Genomic DNA, 19,107 nt, shown 5'->3' with positions numbered 1-19,107 from the left:
TTTGATAAGAATTGAAGAGCTAGTTTTTTAAGACATTGTTTTTTTACAAATGTCTTAAAATAACTTAGCTTTTATAAACAAAATTGGCTTGTTTGAAGTGGTTTTATCATAGATTTTGCAAAAAAAACTTCACTTGCTTAAGCCCCTTTATATCGCACAAATTAACAAACCTAAGCCTTGCTTAAAAACTCGCTTATAGCCTTCGCGCAGCATTTGCCATCTTCTATGGCATTGACTACTAAACTTTGTCCCATTCGAGCGTCTCCACAGACAAAAACCTTTTTTCTTGTGCTTTGATAATTTGTGCTTAAGATATTGTTTTTTTCATCAAGTTCAAGTTTGAAATTCTTTGCTAGCTCATTTTCACAACCACTAAAACCCATAGCCAAAAGCACAAGATCAGCTTTATAACTTTTTTGTGAGTTTGGCACTATTTGGTTGATGAATTTGCCTTCTTTTTGCACCCTTTTAAGATCGCTTGCAAGCACGGCTGTAACTTTGCCATTTTTGCCGATAAATTCTTGCGTTGCTTTTTGATACTCTCTTGGATCTTTTTTATATACTGCAATAGCTTCCTCAAGTCCATAATCAGTCGTGAAAATATCAGCTTTTAAGGGCCAAGGATTGTCCTTTGTCCTAGTAAGTGGGCGTTTAGGACTTCGCTCAAAACGCGTGATACTCTTTGCTCCTTGTCTAGTCGCCACAGCAACACAATCCACACTTGTATCGCCACTTCCTATGATAAGCACATCTTTGCCCTTAGCCAAACTTGCTGCCTTGCCATTATCTAGTAAACTTTTTGTGTTTAGGGTAAGAAAATCCACTGCAAACATTATGCCCTCAAGCTCTCTACCTTTGATGTTTAAGTCATTTGGCTTACTTGCGCCAGTAGCTAAGATCACAGCGTCATAATCCTTGATGAGCGTATCAGCCTTTTCTTTGCTGTTGATATCTTGCTTGGTTTTAAACTCTATGCCACTTTGTCTTAAAAGCTCTATCCTTCTTTCAACCACACTTTTTTCAAGCTTCATATCAGGTATGCCATACATCAAAAGCCCGCCCAAACGATCGCTTCTTTCAAAAACGCTCACCTTATAACCAAGTAAATTGAGCTTGTAAGCTGCAGCTAAAGCTGAGGGACCGCTTCCTACTATGGCTATTTTTAAGCCATTATAATGCTGGGGCTTACTTGCTTTAACAAGTTTCATCTTAAAGGCATTTTCTATAATGGCGTATTCGTTTGCTTTTATGGTTACGCTTTGTGAGTTAATCGCACACACACAGCTATCCTCACAAGGAGCTGGACAAACACGGCTTGTAAATTCAGGAAAAGGATTAGTAAGGCTTAAACGCTCATAAGCTAGGGCGTAATTGCCTTTATACACAGCATCGTTAAATTCTGGGATTAAATTATGCAAAGGACAGCCTATATCTTTTTTATCCTCAACAAGCCCAGCTTGACAAAAAGGCACACCACAATTCATACAGCGGCTTGCCTGCTCAATCTGCTCTTTTTCATCAAAAGCGAGTGTAAATTCTTTATAATTTTTAATACGTTCAAGTGGCGCAATTTTTGCAATTTTTGCTCTATTAAATTCTAAAAATCCTCTAGGATTTGCCATCTTAGTCTCCTTTGTTTATATGTTTGTCTTTAAGGTATTTTGCAAACTCATCATCTTCTAAAACCTTATCAAAGCTTGAGTTAATCTCGCCTATATTTTCATAATGAGCTTTTATCTTGCGATTTATATCGTTGATAAAATCCCTAAAATTGCTATTATTAGTTACTAAAACATCGATAGTCTCAACATCTAAGCTTGTATTTTCTCTAGCTTGAATCACAATTTTAGAATTTGCAATTTCACTTTCAAGTTTTATAAGTCCTATACCAAAGCTCGCATTAAGCCTCACAAGCACGGCTAATACCTCGCTATCAACTTCTTCATACACGACTAAATAGCCCTCATTTGCCCAGCTTGAATTTGATACAGCTTGAAAATAACATTCTTTAAGATTGCCAAAATTTAAAGCAATTTTTAACTCAAAAGAGTAAAGCTTATAATCTGGTCTATCGATATTTTGAAGCAATTCTAAAGTCTCGTTTTTATAACTTCCAAAAGGAAAAGAAACAGCGACGATATCAGGATGATCCCATTTGTTCTTACCACTTGTATTTTTTACACTTTTTTCATGGTAAATCGTCTTTGCATAAGCGTTAAATTCACTCTCATGCAAAAATTTCACAAGTAATGGGTGCAAGTCTCTTTCGTTAAATTTTTCTTTTGCTGGTTTTTTTATAGGGGTTTCTTGGATAAATTGTTCTGGTTTTTTATTGTCTAGTTCCGCACTTCTACTTTTAAGCCAAAATGTAGCAGGTTGTTTTGAAACGATGATAAAATCAGCTTTTTCGCCTTTGTTTTTGATATTCATATAAAGATAAGTTGCAATTGAAGAAACAGGTGTTTTTCCAGCTGTTGTAAAAAGCTTTCTTTGTTGAATTTCTTCCCAAATTTGTGGGCGCGTAAGCGGAACTTTAGCCAATCTCAAAGCCTCGACAATCGCCTCATAAAAAGTCAATTTCTTTTCCATTTTATTTCCTTAAATTTTTCTCAATTCTACCAAATTCCTAAACTTTTTCAAAGCTCACTTGCCCTTGGTTATTAGCTCAAAGGCTGCGAGTTCTGGGTTTTTTTCTTTTTTGCATAGTTCTAGGGTTTGAAGCATTTTTGCATAATCCCTTGGCATGATTTTAAAGAAATTTTTTGGGCTAAAACGTTTGAGTATGCGTGCAGCTTTGACTGAGCTTGTGTGCTTTAAATGCTCATTTATCAAGCCTAAAAGCTCATTTTCATCATCTTTGCTTAGCTCTAAGATATCCACTAGCTCGGTATTGACAAAACCTTCATTGTGACGTCCGTATATATAGGCTACGCCCCCACTCATACCAGCAGCAAAATTTGCACCTATATCGCCAAGCACGACGACGCGTCCTCCTGTCATGTATTCACAACCATGCACGCCTGTGCCAAGCACGACTGCACTTGCTCCTGAATTTCTCACGCAAAACCTTTCTCCTGCTATGCCATCAAGATACACTTGCCCCTCAGTTGCGCCGTATAAGCAAGCATTGCCAGCGATGATATTGTCTTCTGCTAAGAAATTTGCTTCTTTGCTTACTTTTGCACTGATCTTGCCACCGCTTAAGCCTTTGCCTAGATAATCATTTGCATCACCTACTATACAAAGCTCAATGCCCTTGCATAAAAACGCTCCAAAGCTGTTTCCAGCATTGCCTATAGCTTCTATGCTGATTTGCCCTTCATTTAAGCCTTTGGCTCCATATACTCTAGTAATCTCGCTTGAAAGCATAGTTGCAAAGGTTCTACTTGAGTTGCTTACCTCTAAAGCAAGCTTGATCTTTTTGCCCTTTGATACAGCTTCTTTGCAAAGGGGTAAAAGCACTCTATAATCAATTGTTTTTTCAAGTTTGTTATCTTTAAAGCCTTGAAAATGCACGGCTGTTTGGTTGTAGGTTGCTAAAGATTTTAAAATGCTATCAAGATTAACCTTGCTTGCCTTGCCTTGTAAATTTTTCTTTTGAAAGAGTTTATCAACCCTGCCTATCATATCATCAAGCTTTTCAAAGCCAAGTTTTGCCATATATTCACGCAGTTCTTCAGCGATAAAACGCATGAAATTTTCTACCCATTCAGGCTTACCTTTAAAACGTCCTCTAAGCTCTAAATCCTGCGTAGCTATACCAAAAGGACAAGTGTTTAAGTGGCATACTCTCATCATCGTACAACCCAGCACGATCAAAGGAGCGATCGCAAAGCCAAATTCCTCAGCCCCTAAAAGTGCAGCCACAGCTAAATCTCGCCCACTCATAAGCTTGCCATCTGTTTCAAGGCGAACCCTATCTCGCAGCTTGTTTAAAATCAAGGTTTGATGAGTCTCAGCAAGCCCTATTTCCCAAGGAATTCCAGCATTAGCTATACTTGTTCTAGGGCTAGCTCCTGTGCCTCCATCATAGCCTGAAACTAAAATGCAGTTTGCCCCAGCCTTAGCTACACCTGCCGCAACCGTTCCTATGCCTGCTTCACTAACTAACTTGACTGAAATGCTGGCTTTATCATTTGCGTTTTTAAGATCATAAATAAGCTGAGCTAAATCCTCAATCGAGTAAATATCATGATGAGGAGGAGGAGAGATCAAAGAAACGCCCGGTGTAGAATGGCGCGCTTTAGCAATCCAAGGATAAACCTTAAAGCCCATGAGCTGTCCGCCCTCTCCGGGCTTTGCACCTTGTGCGACTTTGATTTGCAGTTCTTTGGCATTGACAAGATAATTAATATTTACACCAAAACGCCCACTGGCAACTTGCTTGATAGCTGAGCTTTTATCATCGCCGTTAAGCTCTTTGATATAACGCGTTTCATCTTCGCCACCTTCGCCTGAATTACTTTTTGCTCCCAAACGGTTCATCGCTATGGCAAGGCATTCATGCACTTCTTTTGAGATAGAACCATAACTCATCGCCCCTGTTTTAAAACGTTTGACTATGTTTTCTACGCTTTCAACCTTGTCTAAGCTTATAGCTTCGCTGGTGTCAAAGTCCATTAAATCCCTAATCTTGATAAGCTTGCTATCAACAAGACTGGTGTATTTTTTAAATCTTGCGTAGTCTTTGTTTTTGCACGCTTCTTGTAAATGAAAGATGACTAAAGGATCGATGATATGATCGGTTTTTGTGCTTCTAAAAGCGTGGCTTCCTTTTGAATCAAGAGCCAAATCGTCATTCTTAAAGCCCTCAGTATGCACTTTTTTTAGCTCTTCAAAAAGCTCATCAAGTCCTATACCTTCTATCCTTGAACTGACTGAACCAAAGTATTGTTCGCAAAATTGTGAATTTAAACCTAAACATTCAAAAATCTTTGAGCCATTGTAACTTTGCAGGGTTGAAACGCCCATTTTTGAAGCAATTTTTACAATGCCAGCTGAACTTGCTTTGATGAAGTTTTGCACGGCTTTTTCATAGCTAAGCTCTAATTCACCTTTTTTGATAAGATCATAAATACTCTCATACACCAAATAAGGACAAATTGCTGTTGCTCCAAAGCCTAGCAAACAAGCAAAATGATGAATTTCTCTTGGCTCAGCACTTTTAATAATAATACTTGCGTGTGTGCGTAAAGACTTGCTTACTAGATAGTGATGAAGCCCTGAAACAGCAAGCAAAGAAGGGATATAAGTCTTTGTTTGACTTACGCCCTCATCACTTAAAATCACTATGCAAACACCTTTTTTTATACTTTCCTCAACGCTTTTAAAAAGTTCATCTAAGGCTTGTTTGAGGCTTTTTTTGTGAAAATCAAAAAGTAAAGAAAACTCAGCCACTTCAAAGTCTTTTAAATTTTTAATCTTAAAAAGCTCTTCATTGCTTATCAAAGGAAGCTGAAGCTTTGCTCTTTTGCAGTTTAAGGCACTTGTTTTGAGTAAATTGCCCTCTGTGCCAAGATAAATTCGCGTTGAAGTAACGATTTCTTCGCGTATGGCATCAAGTGGTGGATTTGTAACTTGAGCAAAAAGCTGTTTAAAATAATTAAAAAGCGGTTGAGGCTTTTCATCAAGCACAGCCAAAGGCGTATCAACGCCCATTGAAGCAAGGGCTTCTTTGCCTGTATTTGCCATAGCTAAAACACTCCCCATAAGCTCATCAAAACTCCAGTTAAAAAACTTTTGCAAACGCAAAATTTCAGCCGAGTTTAAAAACTCGTGTTTATAGCCCTTAGAACTTAGTTCTTCTATATGCACAAGGTTTTTAAGCCATTTCTCATAAGGCTTAGCATTTGCATAATGATCCTTTAGCTCCTTATCATCAATCAACCTTCCTTGCTCAGTATCGACAAGCAAAAGCTTACCCGGTTCTAAACGTTTTTTGGCTTTGATATTTTTTTCATCTATCTTTAAAGCTCCTGTCTCACTTGCTAAAATCAAAAAATCATCATTGGTTAAATAATAACGACTCGGACGAAAGCCATTTCTATCAAGGCTTGCACCCATAATAACTCCATCAGTAAAGATGATAGAAGCAGGTCCGTCCCAAGGCTCCATTAAGGTAGAATGATACTCATAAAACGCCCTTTTTTTCGCGTCTATAGTTTTGTTTTTATGCCAAGGTTCTGGTACCATCATCATAAAAGCTTCTTCAAGCGTGCGTCCATTGAGGCTTAAAAACTCTAAAGTATTATCAAACATAGCAGAATCGCTACTTGGCTTTGCGATGATAGGAAATACCTCATCTAAATTTTTAAAATAATCACTTTGCATTAAACCTTCTCTAGCCCTTATGCTACCGATATTTCCTTGTATGGTGTTAATCTCGCCATTATGCACCATATAGCGGTTTGGGTGTGCTCTTTCCCAGCTTGGAAAGGTATTTGTTGAAAAACGCGAATGCACCAAAGCAATAGCAGATTTTAAATTCACATCTTTAAAATCAAGATAAAAATCACTCAGCTGAGTAGAAAGCAACATACCCTTATACACAAGGGTTCTTGAGCTAAAAGAACAGATATAAAACTTAGGCACATTTAAAGCCCTTTTTTCAATAATCCTTCTTGTTTCATACAGCACGCGCTCAAACTCAAGCCCAGCTTTAACTTCTTTTGGACGCTTTACAAAGGCTTGCAAAAAATACGGCATAGCCTTTAAAGCAGTATGCCCTATATCGCTAGGATTAACAGGCACAACTCTAAAGCCTAAAAACTCAAGATTTTTATCTTTTAAGCCTTGCAAAAACAAAGCCTTAGCTTGCTCTTTTGCTTCAGTATTTGGGGATAAAAACATTTGTGCTACAGCATAATCGCCTTCTTTAGGGAGTTTAAAGCCAAGTTCTTGACTTGCAAAAAAATCATGTGGCACTTGTATAAGTATGCCAGCTCCATCGCCAGAGTTTTCCTCAGCTCCAGCCCCACCTCTATGCTCAAGCTGCATAAGTATATCAAGAGCATTTTGAATGACTTTATATGAGGCTATGCCCTTGATATTTGCAACCGCTCCTATACCACAGGCATCATGCTCAAAACGCGGATCATAAAGCCCTGTCTTTTGGTTTTTCTCTAAAATATCATCAGTATTCATAGCCTTATCCTTCAAAAATTTAAATAATAAAATGGGTATTATAGCAAATTAACTTTAAATTGAGATTATTTTTTATCTTAAAAAATACTAAAATGAAAAAAAAATATAATAAAATAAAAATTATATCTTAAAACCTACTTCTTTAATAATATAAAAATTTAAGTAAAAATTAATTTATTTCAAAATAAAATCTCTTACTTTAATGAAAATTTTAGGAGAATTGTAGTGGAAAATGTAAAATGTGAAATTCGCAATTTTAAAGACAATATAGAAGATTTTTTTTAAATCTCTCACAAAGAGTATTTGTTTATTTGTAGGAATTGATTCAAAGGTGGCTCACAATGTTTTGTATTGGATATTGATAGAGGCTGTTAAGATGAATAATGCCTTTAAGATCTATGCCCAAACAAAAAGAAAAATGGGACAAGACTTAAAAGAAAATAGCAAAACAATCACTCACGCCATAAATTTGCTAAAAGAACACAACATCATAATCCCTTCACAAAAAGAAAATAAATATACTTACTTTTTAAATCCAAATATATTTGCTCGAAATAGTTTTTTAAATATAACAAAATTAAAACTTGAAAAAAAATTTAATCATGATTTTAAAAAAGGCGAAATGAGTGTTGAAAAAATACTTACAATTTATTACAAAAACTAACTTTAATCTCCCTCCCAAAAAGGGAAGGAGTAAAAAAGGCGGTTTAAATCGCGCCTTTTGGAGCAGAAAAAGCCGTAACTTCTGGTAGTGTTTGTGTAAATTTTTCTATATTTACAAGCCCGGTATGAGCGATATTGCCATTTGCGAGCTTTGAAGTTGGCAGATCAAGCGTAAGCACATTGACACCGCCATATTTGCAAAGTCCATTTTCATCTGGATCATACCAGCCACCCTCGCAAAGCCTTACCACACCTTGCATAATATCATCGCTTAAAACAGCTCCAGCTAAAACCTCGCCTCTTTTATTAAACACGCGCACTACATCGCCATTTTTAATACCAAGTTTTTTAGCATCTTTTTTGTTGATGAGTATAGGCTCTCTGCCATTTACGGCGTATTTTTCACGCAAAGAAGTATGACAAAGCTGAGAGTGCAAGCGATTTGCTGGGTGATTAGTCAGCAAGTGAAAAGGTGTATTTTCGTTTGCATTGCCAAGCCATTCTATAGGCTCAAACCAAGTAGGATGGGCTTTGCAATCATTATATTTATACTTTGCTATACTTTCAGAATAAATTTCTATAAGCCCTGATTCTGTGCCAAGAGCATTTAAGATAGGATCTTCTATAAAGTCAGCAAATCTTACCCATTCCATACTTTCCATGCTTGGCTCAAAAGTGATAGGCTCATTTTTCGCCCAAAATTCCTCAAAGCTTGGCATAGGCGTTGCAAAAGCCTCACCAAAAGCCCTTGTTTGTCTTAAAGCACTTTCATAATACTCTTTGATGAAATCCATAGCCTTTTTACCATTATCACTAAAAGCATTATATACAGCTTTTCCATAAACCTTACAAATATCAGCAAAAATTTCATAATCATCTCTGCTCTCATCAAGTGGTGCTACAGCTTGCTTCATCGGCACAATATGCATATTTGAATAATCCCCAGCCATAGTAATATCATCTCTTTCATAGCTTGAAGTTGCAGGCATAACAATATCAGCCATTTTTGCCGTTGGCGTCCAATAAATTTCATTCACCACAACGGTGCGAGGTTTTCTCCATGCTTTGACATTGGTATTTGTATCTTGATGATGCACAAGAGGATTACCACCCACCCAATAAATAAAATCAATATCTGGATAAGTGATCTTTTCACCATTATGATCTATAGTCTTGCCCGGATGAAGCAAAGCATCAGCTATGCGAGCAAGTGGAAAAGAATGACTCGCAGCATTTTGCAACCATTCAGCCCCGCTTAAAGTTTGAGTGCTTTTTGGCATACCTTGAAATTTACCATTTTTCCAAATTCCAACCGCGCCAGCACTTATACCGCCTATAACACCACCTTTGCAAGTTGGCACACCTCCACCGCTGTAATGATAGCTAAGCCCAAAACCACCGCCTTTTGTGCCGATTTGTCCAAGCATAGAACAAAGCGTTACAAGCATCCAGTGTGGTTGCTCGCCATGATGTGCTCTTTGCATAGCCCAACCGCTCATTATCATCGTAGGATTATCATAAAAGCTTTCAGCAAGTTTTTCAATCACTTTTGGCTCAATGCCACAAATTTCACTCGCCCACTGCACACTTTTAACGATACCATCTTCTTTACCTTCTAAATAAGCTTTAAATTTATCAAAACCGGTAGTGTAGTTTTCTAAGAACTCGTAATTAACCTTTTTTGTAGCGATTAAATGACTTGCCATACCCATCATCATCGCTACATCAGTATTTGGGCGAGGAGCGATCCAATCAGCCTTTAAAAATTTAGCCGTTTGGGTGCGGATAGGATCGATGACAATGACTTTAATCTTGCTTTTTTTAAGCTTTTCAAAGTATTCTAAAGCCTTTTGCTCATTAGCCGTCCAAGAAATTCGCAAGGTTGAAAGCGGATCAGCACCCCAAATGACGACTATCTTGCTTTCATTCAAGATATTTTCCCAAGAAGTTTGTTGCTCATACACCTCAATAGAACCCACCACATAAGGCATTATAACTTGACTAGCTCCGGTTGAATAATCCCCAGTAACGCCCACAAAGCCACCTGTTACATTCATAAAGCGGTGCAAGAGTATGCGTGAGTTTTGCATATTGCCACTGCTTTTCCAGCCGTAACTGCCTGCAAAAACGCCTTGTGAGCCTTTTTGTTTACGAGTTTTAGCAAGCTCTTTGGCGATAAGCTCTATAGCCTTTTCATAACTTACCCTTACAAACTCATCTTTACCGCGAAGCTCTGGTTTAGGGCTGTTAGGGTTTTCAAGGTATGATTTTCTTACATACGGAAAGCGAACGCGGGATTTGTAAATCATATCTGGGGTTTGATACCAAAGCGGATTATCCATATTTGTAAGCTTTCTCCAAGGCTCACTTTTTACGACTACACCATTTTTTATAGTAAGCTTTAAAATACCCCAGTGTGCTGCTGTAATCACTGAACCATTTTTTACAAGTCCTAAATTTGACTTAGAAGCTTCTACGCTAGCATTTGCTAAACTTGGCAAAAAAGGCAAAGTCGCACTTAAGGTTGTTGCTGCTTTTAAAAATCTTCTTCTATCTAACATATTATTTTCCTTTTTTAAAATCTTTTGCATTTTTTTGCAAGTATTCAATCACAAGCCAGCGATCTGCTTTATCAATGCCGGTGCGATCAGCCATTGAGCGAAACACAGCAGGCCAAGCATTAGCTGTGAATTCATTTATCTTGTGTGCGGTATGGCAAATGCCACAATTTTCTGTATAAAGCGAGCTTGCTCGTGCAAGCATTTCTTTATCGCTTTTAGCAAAATCAGCCTTATCAGCCCACATTTGTATGCTCGCTCTGTTCCATTTACCATTTTTACCTTTGCTTTGCTTGATGAAATGAAGCTTGGCATTTTTAGAAAATGCTGCGACGATAATGCGTTGATAATCGTTAAAATACAGCACTGAAGGGGCTTTAGGATTTACAAAACCTGAAATTTCTAGCAAGAGCTTATCGCCCTCAGTTTTAACAACTCTAAAGGCATTTGTTGGCAAAAGCCTGCCAATGACTTTAGTATCGTCTTTGTTTTGATAAAGCGAGATGACTTTATCACTGAAAAGCTCATTTTTAGCAAAACACAAAGAAAAACTTGCCAAAAGAAAGAAAATGAGTTTTTTCATTTTTGCTCCTTGAATAAATTTAAATTTTTATTATTCTATTTTAAAGATAATAAATTATTTCTTAAATAAATATCAAATTTTTTAAATGCTTGTAAAATAGTAATTTAATATTATGCTTAATTTCAAATTTTATATTATTCTAAAGCGATGCAAAATTAAATCTTATTAACTCAATGTTTGCTTAAAATTTATTATAATCCCGCTTTAAATTTACACTCAAATTTTAAGGAAAAGCTGTGAAAAAACAAACAAAAATCAGCACTAATCTTGCTTGGGCTTTAATCATACTTGGAGGTATTGTTGAGTGCTTTTGGGTAAATGGGCTTAAACACGCTGATAATTTTGCTCTTTATATCTTTACAGGACTTGGCATACTCATTTCTTTTTGCTGTGCGATTTTGGCGATGAAAAAGATAGAGGTAAGTATCGCTTATGCTGTATTTGTAGGTATTGGCACGGCTGGGGTAGTTTTAGGCGAAATGTTTATCTTTAATGAGCCTTTTTCATGGCTTAAAATTTCTCTTATTAGCGTGCTTATACTTAGCGTCATAGGACTTAAGTTTATGAGTCAAGAACATGATGAAGAAAGTGTGGAGAAACTAAGCTCTGATCTTGGTTTAAACGAGCTTGAAGATGAGCTTTTAGGAGAGATAAAATGAGCTGGTTTTGTTTAATACTTGCTGGGTGTATCGAAATTCTTGGTGTGATCGCGATGAAAAAGCACATACAAAGCGGAAAAAAGATATATTTTCTTGCCATTGTTATTTTATTTATGTGCTCTTTTGGCTTTTTGTCTTTGGCTATGCGTGAAATTTCAGCTGGCACAGCTTATGCGATATGGACAGGTATAGGAGCTGGCGGGGGCGTGATCGTGGGCGTGCTTTTTTTCAAAGAAAGCAAAAATGCTTTAAAACTTGTTTTTGTAGGGCTTATCTTGCTGTGTAGTGTAGGTTTAAAGCTTGTTTCTCATTAAATTTAACGCACAAAGAAAAATACAAGCACGAAGCCAAGCACAAGCAAGATCACAAAAAGCACAAAAGCAAGCTTAAAAGCGTCTTTTCCAAGACTTGCAAAGCTTTTAAGATCAATTTGCAAGCCCAAAGCTGCCATAGCTGCACTTAGACTTAAAACGCAAAGAATTTTAAAAAAGTCAAGTAAAAATTCAGGCAAAGGAACAAAAGAATGAAAAATTATCACAGCCAAAAAAGCAAGCGCAAAATAAGGGATATGAAGTTTTCTTTTCTCCCCTTGCTCGCTTTTACTAAAGCACAAAGGTAAGATCAAAAGCACAGGCACAAGCAAGATCACGCGTATCATCTTAATGATGATCGCCACAGCCGCACTTTCATCGCTAATACTACTTGCTGCTCCTACAACATTTGCCACTTCATGCAAAGCAAGTCCTATATAAACGCCCATTTGCGTGTCATCAAAGGGTAAAATTCCACTAAAATATAACAAAGGATACACAAGCATAGATAAAAGCCCAAAAACCACTACTGAAGAGATCGCAATAACGCTTTTTTGAGCTTTGCTACGAAAAGCACTTTCTAAAGCCAAAACCGCAGCTGCTCCACAGATCGCACTTCCACCACTGATTAAGATCGCAAGTTCTTTATCTATCTTAAAATACCGCACGCCTATACAAATTCCAAGCCCCAAAACAAATACAACAACACATAAAGCAAGCAAAACTCCACTTATACCGACATTTGCGATATCTAAAAGCGAGACATTAAAACCATACAAAATAATGCCAAATCGAAGCAATTTTTTCGCACTAAAGCTTACACCTTTATCAAAATTTGAATGCACCTTAAGATACAAAGGTGATAAACACGCTGCTAAGACAATGGCTATGATTAAAGGCGAAAGATGTAAAGCCTCAAAAAAAGAAAGCTTAGCTAGAAAAAAGCCCATTAAAGCAAGACAAGAAGTAAGTGCGAAACCTTTGATAAAATTTGACATTATTTTTCCTTAAAACTAAAAATTATAGCATTTTGTGTGAAAATTTAAAACAAAATTTGCATTTATTTTTTTGAAATAACACCTTCACACCCAAATAAAAATTATGCAATTTTAAAATAAAAATAGAAATAAATTATGCTACAATAACATAATTTTAATTTTTAAGGAAAAATAATGAAAAAAATGCTTTTTGTTTTAGCAAGTTTATTACTTGCAAGTTCTTTGTGGGCTGAAAAAATCAGCGTATTTGTAGCTTCTTCAGCTTCAAAAGCTATGCAAGAAGTTAAAAATGAGTTTATCAAAAAACACCCAAAAGATGAGGTTGAGCTTATATTTGGGGCTTCTGGCAAGCATTATCAGCTTTTAAAAGAGGGGCGTGAGTTTGATCTTTTCTTTTCAGCTGATGCAAAATACGCCGCACAGATTGAAAAAGATGGCAATGCCATCACTAAGCCAGCTGTGTATGCTCTAGGCGTTGTGGCTCTTTACTCTCTTGATGAGAAGTTTTTACAAGGTGGCTTAGAAGCTCTTGCAAGTAAAGCAAAAGACATAAAACACTTAAGCATAGCCAATCCAAAAGTCGCTCCTTATGGAGTAGCAGCTGAGCAAAGTCTTAAGAACTTAAAAATTTATGATATTTTTAAAGATAAAATCGTCTTAGGCGATAATATCTCTCAACCTGTTATTCATGTTGATACAGCTGCTGCTGAAGTTGGTATAGTTGCTTATTCTTTAGTTTCACCTATAAATAAGCCAAAAGGTAAAGCCGTGCTTGTTGATAGTAAGCTTTTTAGCCCACTTGAGCAAAGTTTTGTCATCACAAAATACGCTAAGGGCAAAAAACTTGCCACTGAGTTTTCAAATTTTGTACTTTCTAAAGAAGGCAAGGCTATCATTGAAAAATATGGCTTTGGCACAAGATAAATGAATGTGCTTGCTGGAAAAATCCTAAGCTTTCATCACAAAGATGAAATTTCCCTTGTAAAAGTTGAACTTGAGCGAGGGGAAATTTTTAATGTTTTAATGCTTGATTTTCCTTCTTTGCAAGCTAAGCTCAACTCAAACATAGAATTACTTTTTAAAGAAGATGAGCTGATCTTAAGCTCTAAAGAACTACCTTTAGGCGTTGAAAACAAGCTTAGCTTAGAAATTCAAAGCTTTACAAAAGGCGCAATTCTTAGCCAAGTTTTTTTTAAAGATAATTTAAGTGCTTTGCTGAGTAATGAAGCCTTTGAGCTTTTAAATTTAGCTCCTTCACAAAAGATTTTTGGCTATATAAAGCCAAGTGATATTATGTTAAAAGTGTAAAATATGCAGATTTTAAACCCTGAGTTTTTACAAACCTTGTTTTTAACCTTTAAACTTGCTTTTATCACTACTTTTTTGCTTTTTTTTATAGCTGTGGCTTTAGCTTATGCTCTTGTTTATACAAATTTTCGTTTTAAAAGCGTGGTGCAAGTTATCGTTTCTATGCCTTTGGTGCTACCGCCTAGCGTGCTTGGTTTTTATTTTTTAATGGCTTTTTCTCCAGCAAATTTTTTTGGACGCTTTTTAGATGAAACTTTTGGTATAAAGCTTGTTTTTAGCTTTGAAGGGCTTGTAATTGCTAGTATTATCTTTTCTTTGCCTTTTATGGTTTCTCCTATTCAAAGTGCTTTTTCAAGTGTGCCAAAAAATCTTATTGAAGTATCTTATACCTTAGGAAAAAGCAAATTTATCACACTTTTAAGAGTGATTATACCAAGCTCAAAGGTAGGTATTTTTACAGGTTGTGTTTTAGCTTTTGCTCATACTATAGGCGAATTTGGCGTTGTGATGATGATAGGCGGACATAAAAAAGGCGAAACTTTGGTTGCTAGCATAGCTATATATGATGAGCTTGAGGCTTTAAATTACACTCTAGCACACCAATACGCCTTTGTGCTTTTTGCGCTTTCTTTTATCATACTTTTAAGCTTGTTCTTTGTCAATAAAAAATTCACTTCCTTTTAGGCGAAAAAATGATTAAAATCCACATCAAACATCCTATGAAAACAGCAAATGGCGATACATTTTTAGAAGTTCAAAAAGAGCTAAGGGCTGAGGAGTTTGTATGTATATTTGGTGAAAGCGGGGCTGGAAAGACGACGATTTTACGCATTATCGCTGGACTTATAAAACCAGAGTTTGGCTATATAAAGGTGAATGATGAGCTTTGGCAAGATAGTCATAAAAATATCTTTTTGCCTCCTCAAAAAAGAAAGGTAGGCTTTGTCTTTCAAGACTATGCACTTTTTTCACACTTAAATGTGCGTGAAAATTTAGCCTTTGCTTTAAAAGGCGAGCAAAAAAAGATCGATGAGCTTTTAGAATTAATGAACTTAAAAAGCCTTGAAAAAGCCTATCCACACCAGCTTTCAGGCGGACAAGCTCAAAGAGTAGCTCTAGCTAGAGCCTTAGCTTTTAATCCTCAAATTCTACTTCTTGATGAGCCCTTATCTGCGCTTGATTTTAAGATGAGAGGCTTTTTACAAGATGAACTTTTAAAGCTTACAAGGCATTTTAAGCTTACAACTTTGCTTGTAAGTCATGATATAGGCGAAATTTACAAGCTTGCTTCAAGAGTGATTAAGCTTGAATATGGAAAATGCATTCAAGATGGCAAGCCAAGCGAGCTTTTTTCACGCTCAAACTTTTCAGCCAAACTACAATTTAGCGCCACTGTGCTTGAGATTAAAAAAGCTGATATTTTAATCATACTCACACTTTTAATAAACCAAGAGCTTGTTAAAATCACGCTAAGCGAGGCTGAGTTTAAGCAAAATTACGCCTCACTTAAGATAGGCGATACTCTAATCATCGCTGGGAAAGCCTTTAATCCTCTCATACTTAAACTTGAAAAATAAAACTTAATGTAGTCAAAAAGTTTCTTAGTAGCATTAAAATTTTATTCTTTATTTTTTATGAAAGGATACATATGCAAGAAAAGAGCTGTGAAAGAAGGGCTTTTTTACGCGGTGCTGCTGTGGCTTCTATGGTAAGTTTTTTTGGCGGTATAAATCTTAGTGCAAGTTTGCTTAAAGACAAAGAACTTTTAGGCTTTAAGGCTATAAAATCAAGCACTGAAGATAAGGTTATAGTCCCACAAGGCTATGAAGCAAAGGTGCTTATCACTTGGGGAGATGCCCTTTTTAGCGATGCCTTAGCTTTTGATGAGAGCAAAAATATCACTCAAGCTTCTGTAAAAAACGCTTCTAGGGTTTTTGGCGATAATACCGATGGAATGAGCTTTTTTCCACTAAGCAAAGAAAGAGCTATACTTTGTGTAAATAATGAATACATCAATCCTGAAATCATGTTTAAACATGAGGGTAAAAATTTAAGCAAAACAGATATACAATACGAACAAGCAAGCCTTGGGGTATCTGTTTTTGAGATAGCTAAAAAAGGCGAAAATTATGAAGTTGTCAAAGACTCAAAATACAACCGCCGCATAGACGCACATACCAAAATGAGCGTAAGCGGAGCTGCTGCTAAGGCTGTTTTGGCTGGTAAAAGCTTTGTTTATGGCACTTTAAATAATTGTGCAAATGGACAAACGCCTTGGGGAACTTATCTTACTTGTGAAGAAAATATAGATGATTTTTTTGGCTGCTCTGATGAAAAAATACTTGAAGATGAAAGCTTAAAACGTTATGGCTTTTCAGCTAAAAGCGTGTATGGCTGGGAACAATTTGATCCTAGATTTGATTTGGCAAATGATAAAAATGAAGCCAACCGCTTTGGCTGGGTGGTTGAGATCGATCCTATGAATGCTAACTCAACGCCTATTAAACGCACCGCACTTGGACGTTTTAAACATGAAAATGTCGAGCTTATCGTAGAAAAAGATGGTAGTGTTGTAGCTTATATGGGCGATGATGAGGCAAATGAGTTTATTTATAAATTTGTAAGTAAGCACAAATTTATCAAAGGTAAAGCTGGTGATAAAATCCTTGATGAGGGCACCTTATATGTGGCTCAGTTTAATGGCAAGCAAGATGAGTTTAGAGGCGAGGGTAAATGGCTTGCACTTGAATTTGGCAAAGGCAAGCTCACCCCAGAAAATGGCTTTAAGGATCAAGGCGATGTGCTTATAAAAGCTCGCTTAGCAGGCACTTTAGTAGGAGCTACGCCTATGGATCGTTGTGAATGGATAGCAAGTCATAAGCAAGCTGGATCAAAAGCTGTATTTGCAACGCTTACAAATAATTCTAAACGCAAAGAAGCCAATCCTGCTAATCCTCGTATTAAAAATCTTTACGGACAAATCATACGTTTTGAGCCTAAAAATTCACACACTCAAGATACTTTTACTTGGGAACTTTTTGCGCTTGCTGGCAATCCAGACAATCAAAAAGGACTTTATAAAGGCTCAAATAATATCACCAGTGAAAATAAATTCAATTCCCCAGATGGACTTGCCTTTGATAAAGATGGCAGACTTTGGATACAAACAGATGGCAACTACTCAAATAAAGGAGAATACGAGGGCATGGGAAACAACACCATGCTAGCAGCAAATCCTGCCACAGGAGAGCTAAGACGTTTTTTAACAGGACCAGTAGCATGTGAAGTAACAGGCATAGCCTTTAATGAGGATTATACAACTTTATTTGTAGGCATTCAACACCCAGGAGAAAAGCTTGCAAATTCGCATTTTCCTTATGGAAAAACCCCTCGTTCTGCTATCATGCAAATAAGAAAGCTTGATGGAGGCGTCATAGGAAGCTAAATTTTACACACAAGCTTGCTTTTGATTTTAAGGCAAGCTTGTATTTTAAGCTTTTTTATTATACTCTTTCATATAAATTCGCACTCAAACTACTTAAAATAAGGAAAAAAATGCAAATCAAGCTTGAAGATATAGCCATGAATGAGGACTGGAAAAATTTTTTAAAGCCTCTCTTTTTTGAGCCTTTTTTTTCAAGGATTAAGCAAAATTATATACAGGCTTTGCAAAATGGCAAAACTATCTATCCCCCAGCCAAACTTACTTTTAACGCTTTTAATCTCACGCCTTTACATGAGCTTAAAATCATCTTGCTCGGACAAGATCCTTATCATCAGCCAAATCAGGCTATGGGCTTAAGTTTTAGCGTGCCAAATGGCGTGCGTGTGCCACCATCTTTAATCAATATTTACAAAGAATTACAAGCCGATCTTGGCATACAACCAAGCAAAAATGGGGATTTAACCAAGTGGGCAAGACAAGGAGTTTTGCTTTTAAATGCCATTCTTAGCGTTGAAGCAAACAAAGCAGCAAGTCATCAAAACTTTGGCTGGCAGGAATTTACAGATGCAGTTATCGCTCTTTTAAGTAAGGAAAAACAAGGCTTGGTATTTTTGCTGTGGGGAAATTTTGCTCGCTCTAAAAAAAGCCTTATTGATACAAGCAAACACCTTGTTTTAGAAGCAGCTCATCCTAGCCCGCTTGCTCGCACAGGTTTTTTAGGCTGTAAGCATTTTTCAAAAAGCAATGAATGGCTTATAAAACAAGGTAAAAAGCCTATTGAGTGGGATTTAAATGCTTAGAATTTCAGCTTTGAATAAAGCTGAAATTTTTAGCGAAATAAGCCTTTAAAATCAAAGTCATTTGCTCCCATGAAATTATTGCTTGGAGTGCCTAAGCTAATGGCGGTTGCAAGATCAAGGAGCAGATTTTCTATCTCTTCTCTTTTATCTTCTATATAAGCTAAAACGCCTTTATAATCACTTTTTTCAAGCACAAGCAAAGGATTTTGTATCTCAAAAGCAAAGCTTTGCCCTGAAACGCCGATTGAAAAGCTATTATCAAATAAAGAATTTCCCATAAAAGAGCTATTTTGGATAAGTTGAGAAGTCTGTGCGTCAAGCCCTCTTTTTTGTTCTTCACTTAAATCTTCATCTATCCTTGCTTTTAAATTCTGCTCGATCTTTTTTAAGGACAAATCCAAAACCTGTAAAGCACCGATAAAATCATTCGCGTCATTGATTTGCGTGCAAACTTGCTTCGCGTCAAATTCGCCCTGTGCCTTTACCTCACCTAAGTGTTTTTTGAAAATTTCAAGCTCTTTGCTCATTGTTTTTCCTTCAAATCTAAAATTATATTTAAGAAAAGCAAAAATCGTTCCAAAAATAAAGTTTTTGTTTTTATATAAATTTTGCTAAAATATAGACTTTAAATTTTAAATA

The 19,107-nt window shown here is 36.5% G+C and carries 15 protein-coding genes and 1 pseudogene; 9 read left to right on the top strand and 7 right to left on the bottom strand.

Annotated elements, in window-relative coordinates:
- Positions 1 to 170: 170 nt before the first annotated feature.
- From DMB95_RS01780 to gltB, 3 genes are read right to left on the bottom strand one after another with little or no spacing between them, the layout of a single operon-like run.
- Positions 171 to 1,622 carry a glutamate synthase subunit beta gene (locus tag DMB95_RS01780; RefSeq protein WP_142930662.1) on the bottom strand — a complete coding sequence of 484 codons (1,452 nt, stop codon included), beginning with the start codon at positions 1,620 to 1,622 and terminating at the stop codon, positions 171 to 173.
- A gap of 1 nt (position 1,623) precedes the next feature.
- Positions 1,624 to 2,589: an HTH domain-containing protein gene (locus DMB95_RS01775; protein WP_142930661.1), complete on the bottom strand. Its 966-nt coding sequence runs from the start codon at positions 2,587 to 2,589 to the stop codon at positions 1,624 to 1,626.
- Between the two features lie 54 nt (positions 2,590 to 2,643).
- Positions 2,644 to 7,143 (bottom strand): glutamate synthase large subunit, encoded by a 4,500-nt coding sequence (gltB, locus tag DMB95_RS01770; RefSeq protein ID WP_142930660.1) that lies wholly within the window; start codon positions 7,141 to 7,143, stop codon positions 2,644 to 2,646.
- A 331-nt stretch (positions 7,144 to 7,474) separates the two neighbouring features.
- On the opposite strand from gltB, the gene DMB95_RS01765 reads away from it, so the two are divergent.
- Positions 7,475 to 7,807 (top strand): hypothetical protein, encoded by a 333-nt coding sequence (locus DMB95_RS01765; RefSeq protein ID WP_221886035.1) that lies wholly within the window; start codon positions 7,475 to 7,477, stop codon positions 7,805 to 7,807.
- Between the two features lie 43 nt (positions 7,808 to 7,850).
- On the opposite strand, the gene DMB95_RS01760 is transcribed toward DMB95_RS01765, so the two are convergent.
- Entirely contained in the window at positions 7,851 to 10,367 is a 2,517-nt protein-coding gene (locus DMB95_RS01760) for a molybdopterin guanine dinucleotide-containing S/N-oxide reductase (protein ID WP_142930658.1), read from the bottom strand.
- A gap of 1 nt (position 10,368) precedes the next feature.
- Positions 10,369 to 10,947 carry a cytochrome c3 family protein gene (locus DMB95_RS01755; protein ID WP_142930657.1) on the bottom strand — a complete coding sequence of 193 codons (579 nt, stop codon included), beginning with the start codon at positions 10,945 to 10,947 and terminating at the stop codon, positions 10,369 to 10,371.
- Positions 10,948 to 11,183: 236 nt separating this feature from the next.
- Here DMB95_RS01755 and DMB95_RS01750 point away from each other — a divergent pair.
- Together DMB95_RS01750 and DMB95_RS01745 are read left to right on the top strand one after the other, a co-directional pair.
- Positions 11,184 to 11,522 (top strand): annotated as a pseudogene (locus DMB95_RS01750) (DMT family transporter); the annotation flags it as partial.
- 80 nt (positions 11,523 to 11,602) lie between these two features.
- On the top strand, positions 11,603 to 11,920 hold the full coding sequence (locus DMB95_RS01745; protein WP_142930655.1) for a DMT family transporter: 318 nt from the start codon (positions 11,603 to 11,605) through the stop codon (positions 11,918 to 11,920).
- Positions 11,921 to 11,922: 2 nt separating this feature from the next.
- On the opposite strand, the gene DMB95_RS01740 is transcribed toward DMB95_RS01745, so the two are convergent.
- A complete protein-coding gene (locus DMB95_RS01740; protein ID WP_142930654.1) occupies positions 11,923 to 12,915 on the bottom strand; it encodes a YeiH family protein in 993 nt (330 codons plus the stop codon).
- A gap of 174 nt (positions 12,916 to 13,089) precedes the next feature.
- On the opposite strand from DMB95_RS01740, the gene modA reads away from it, so the two are divergent.
- The 6 genes from modA (at position 13,090) to ung (ending at position 18,468) form a co-directional block, all read left to right on the top strand.
- Entirely contained in the window at positions 13,090 to 13,839 is a 750-nt protein-coding gene (modA, locus tag DMB95_RS01735; RefSeq protein ID WP_142930653.1) for a molybdate ABC transporter substrate-binding protein, read from the top strand.
- Entirely contained in the window at positions 13,840 to 14,223 is a 384-nt protein-coding gene (locus DMB95_RS01730) for a hypothetical protein (RefSeq protein WP_142930652.1), read from the top strand.
- Positions 14,224 to 14,226: 3 nt separating this feature from the next.
- Positions 14,227 to 14,907: a molybdate ABC transporter permease subunit gene (gene modB / locus DMB95_RS01725; protein WP_202922011.1), complete on the top strand. Its 681-nt coding sequence runs from the start codon at positions 14,227 to 14,229 to the stop codon at positions 14,905 to 14,907.
- 8 nt (positions 14,908 to 14,915) lie between these two features.
- Positions 14,916 to 15,800 (top strand): sulfate/molybdate ABC transporter ATP-binding protein, encoded by an 885-nt coding sequence (locus DMB95_RS01720; protein ID WP_137632004.1) that lies wholly within the window; start codon positions 14,916 to 14,918, stop codon positions 15,798 to 15,800.
- A 71-nt stretch (positions 15,801 to 15,871) separates the two neighbouring features.
- Positions 15,872 to 17,668 (top strand): PhoX family protein, encoded by a 1,797-nt coding sequence (locus tag DMB95_RS01715; RefSeq protein ID WP_238386853.1) that lies wholly within the window; start codon positions 15,872 to 15,874, stop codon positions 17,666 to 17,668.
- Positions 17,669 to 17,778: 110 nt separating this feature from the next.
- Complete coding sequence (gene ung / locus DMB95_RS01710; RefSeq protein ID WP_142930651.1) at positions 17,779 to 18,468, top strand: uracil-DNA glycosylase; 690 nt, start codon at positions 17,779 to 17,781, stop codon at positions 18,466 to 18,468.
- A 29-nt stretch (positions 18,469 to 18,497) separates the two neighbouring features.
- Here ung and DMB95_RS01705 read toward each other — a convergent pair whose 3' ends face one another.
- Entirely contained in the window at positions 18,498 to 18,995 is a 498-nt protein-coding gene (locus tag DMB95_RS01705) for a flagellar FLiS export co-chaperone (protein ID WP_142930650.1), read from the bottom strand.
- Between the last annotated feature and the right edge of the window lie 112 nt (positions 18,996 to 19,107).

The organism is Campylobacter sp. MIT 12-8780 (assembly GCF_006864535.1).
GTDB lineage: Bacteria > Campylobacterota > Campylobacteria > Campylobacterales > Campylobacteraceae > Campylobacter_D.
The sequence above is the reverse complement of the archived record's forward strand: the minus strand, read 5'-3'. Positions and strand labels throughout refer to the sequence as shown.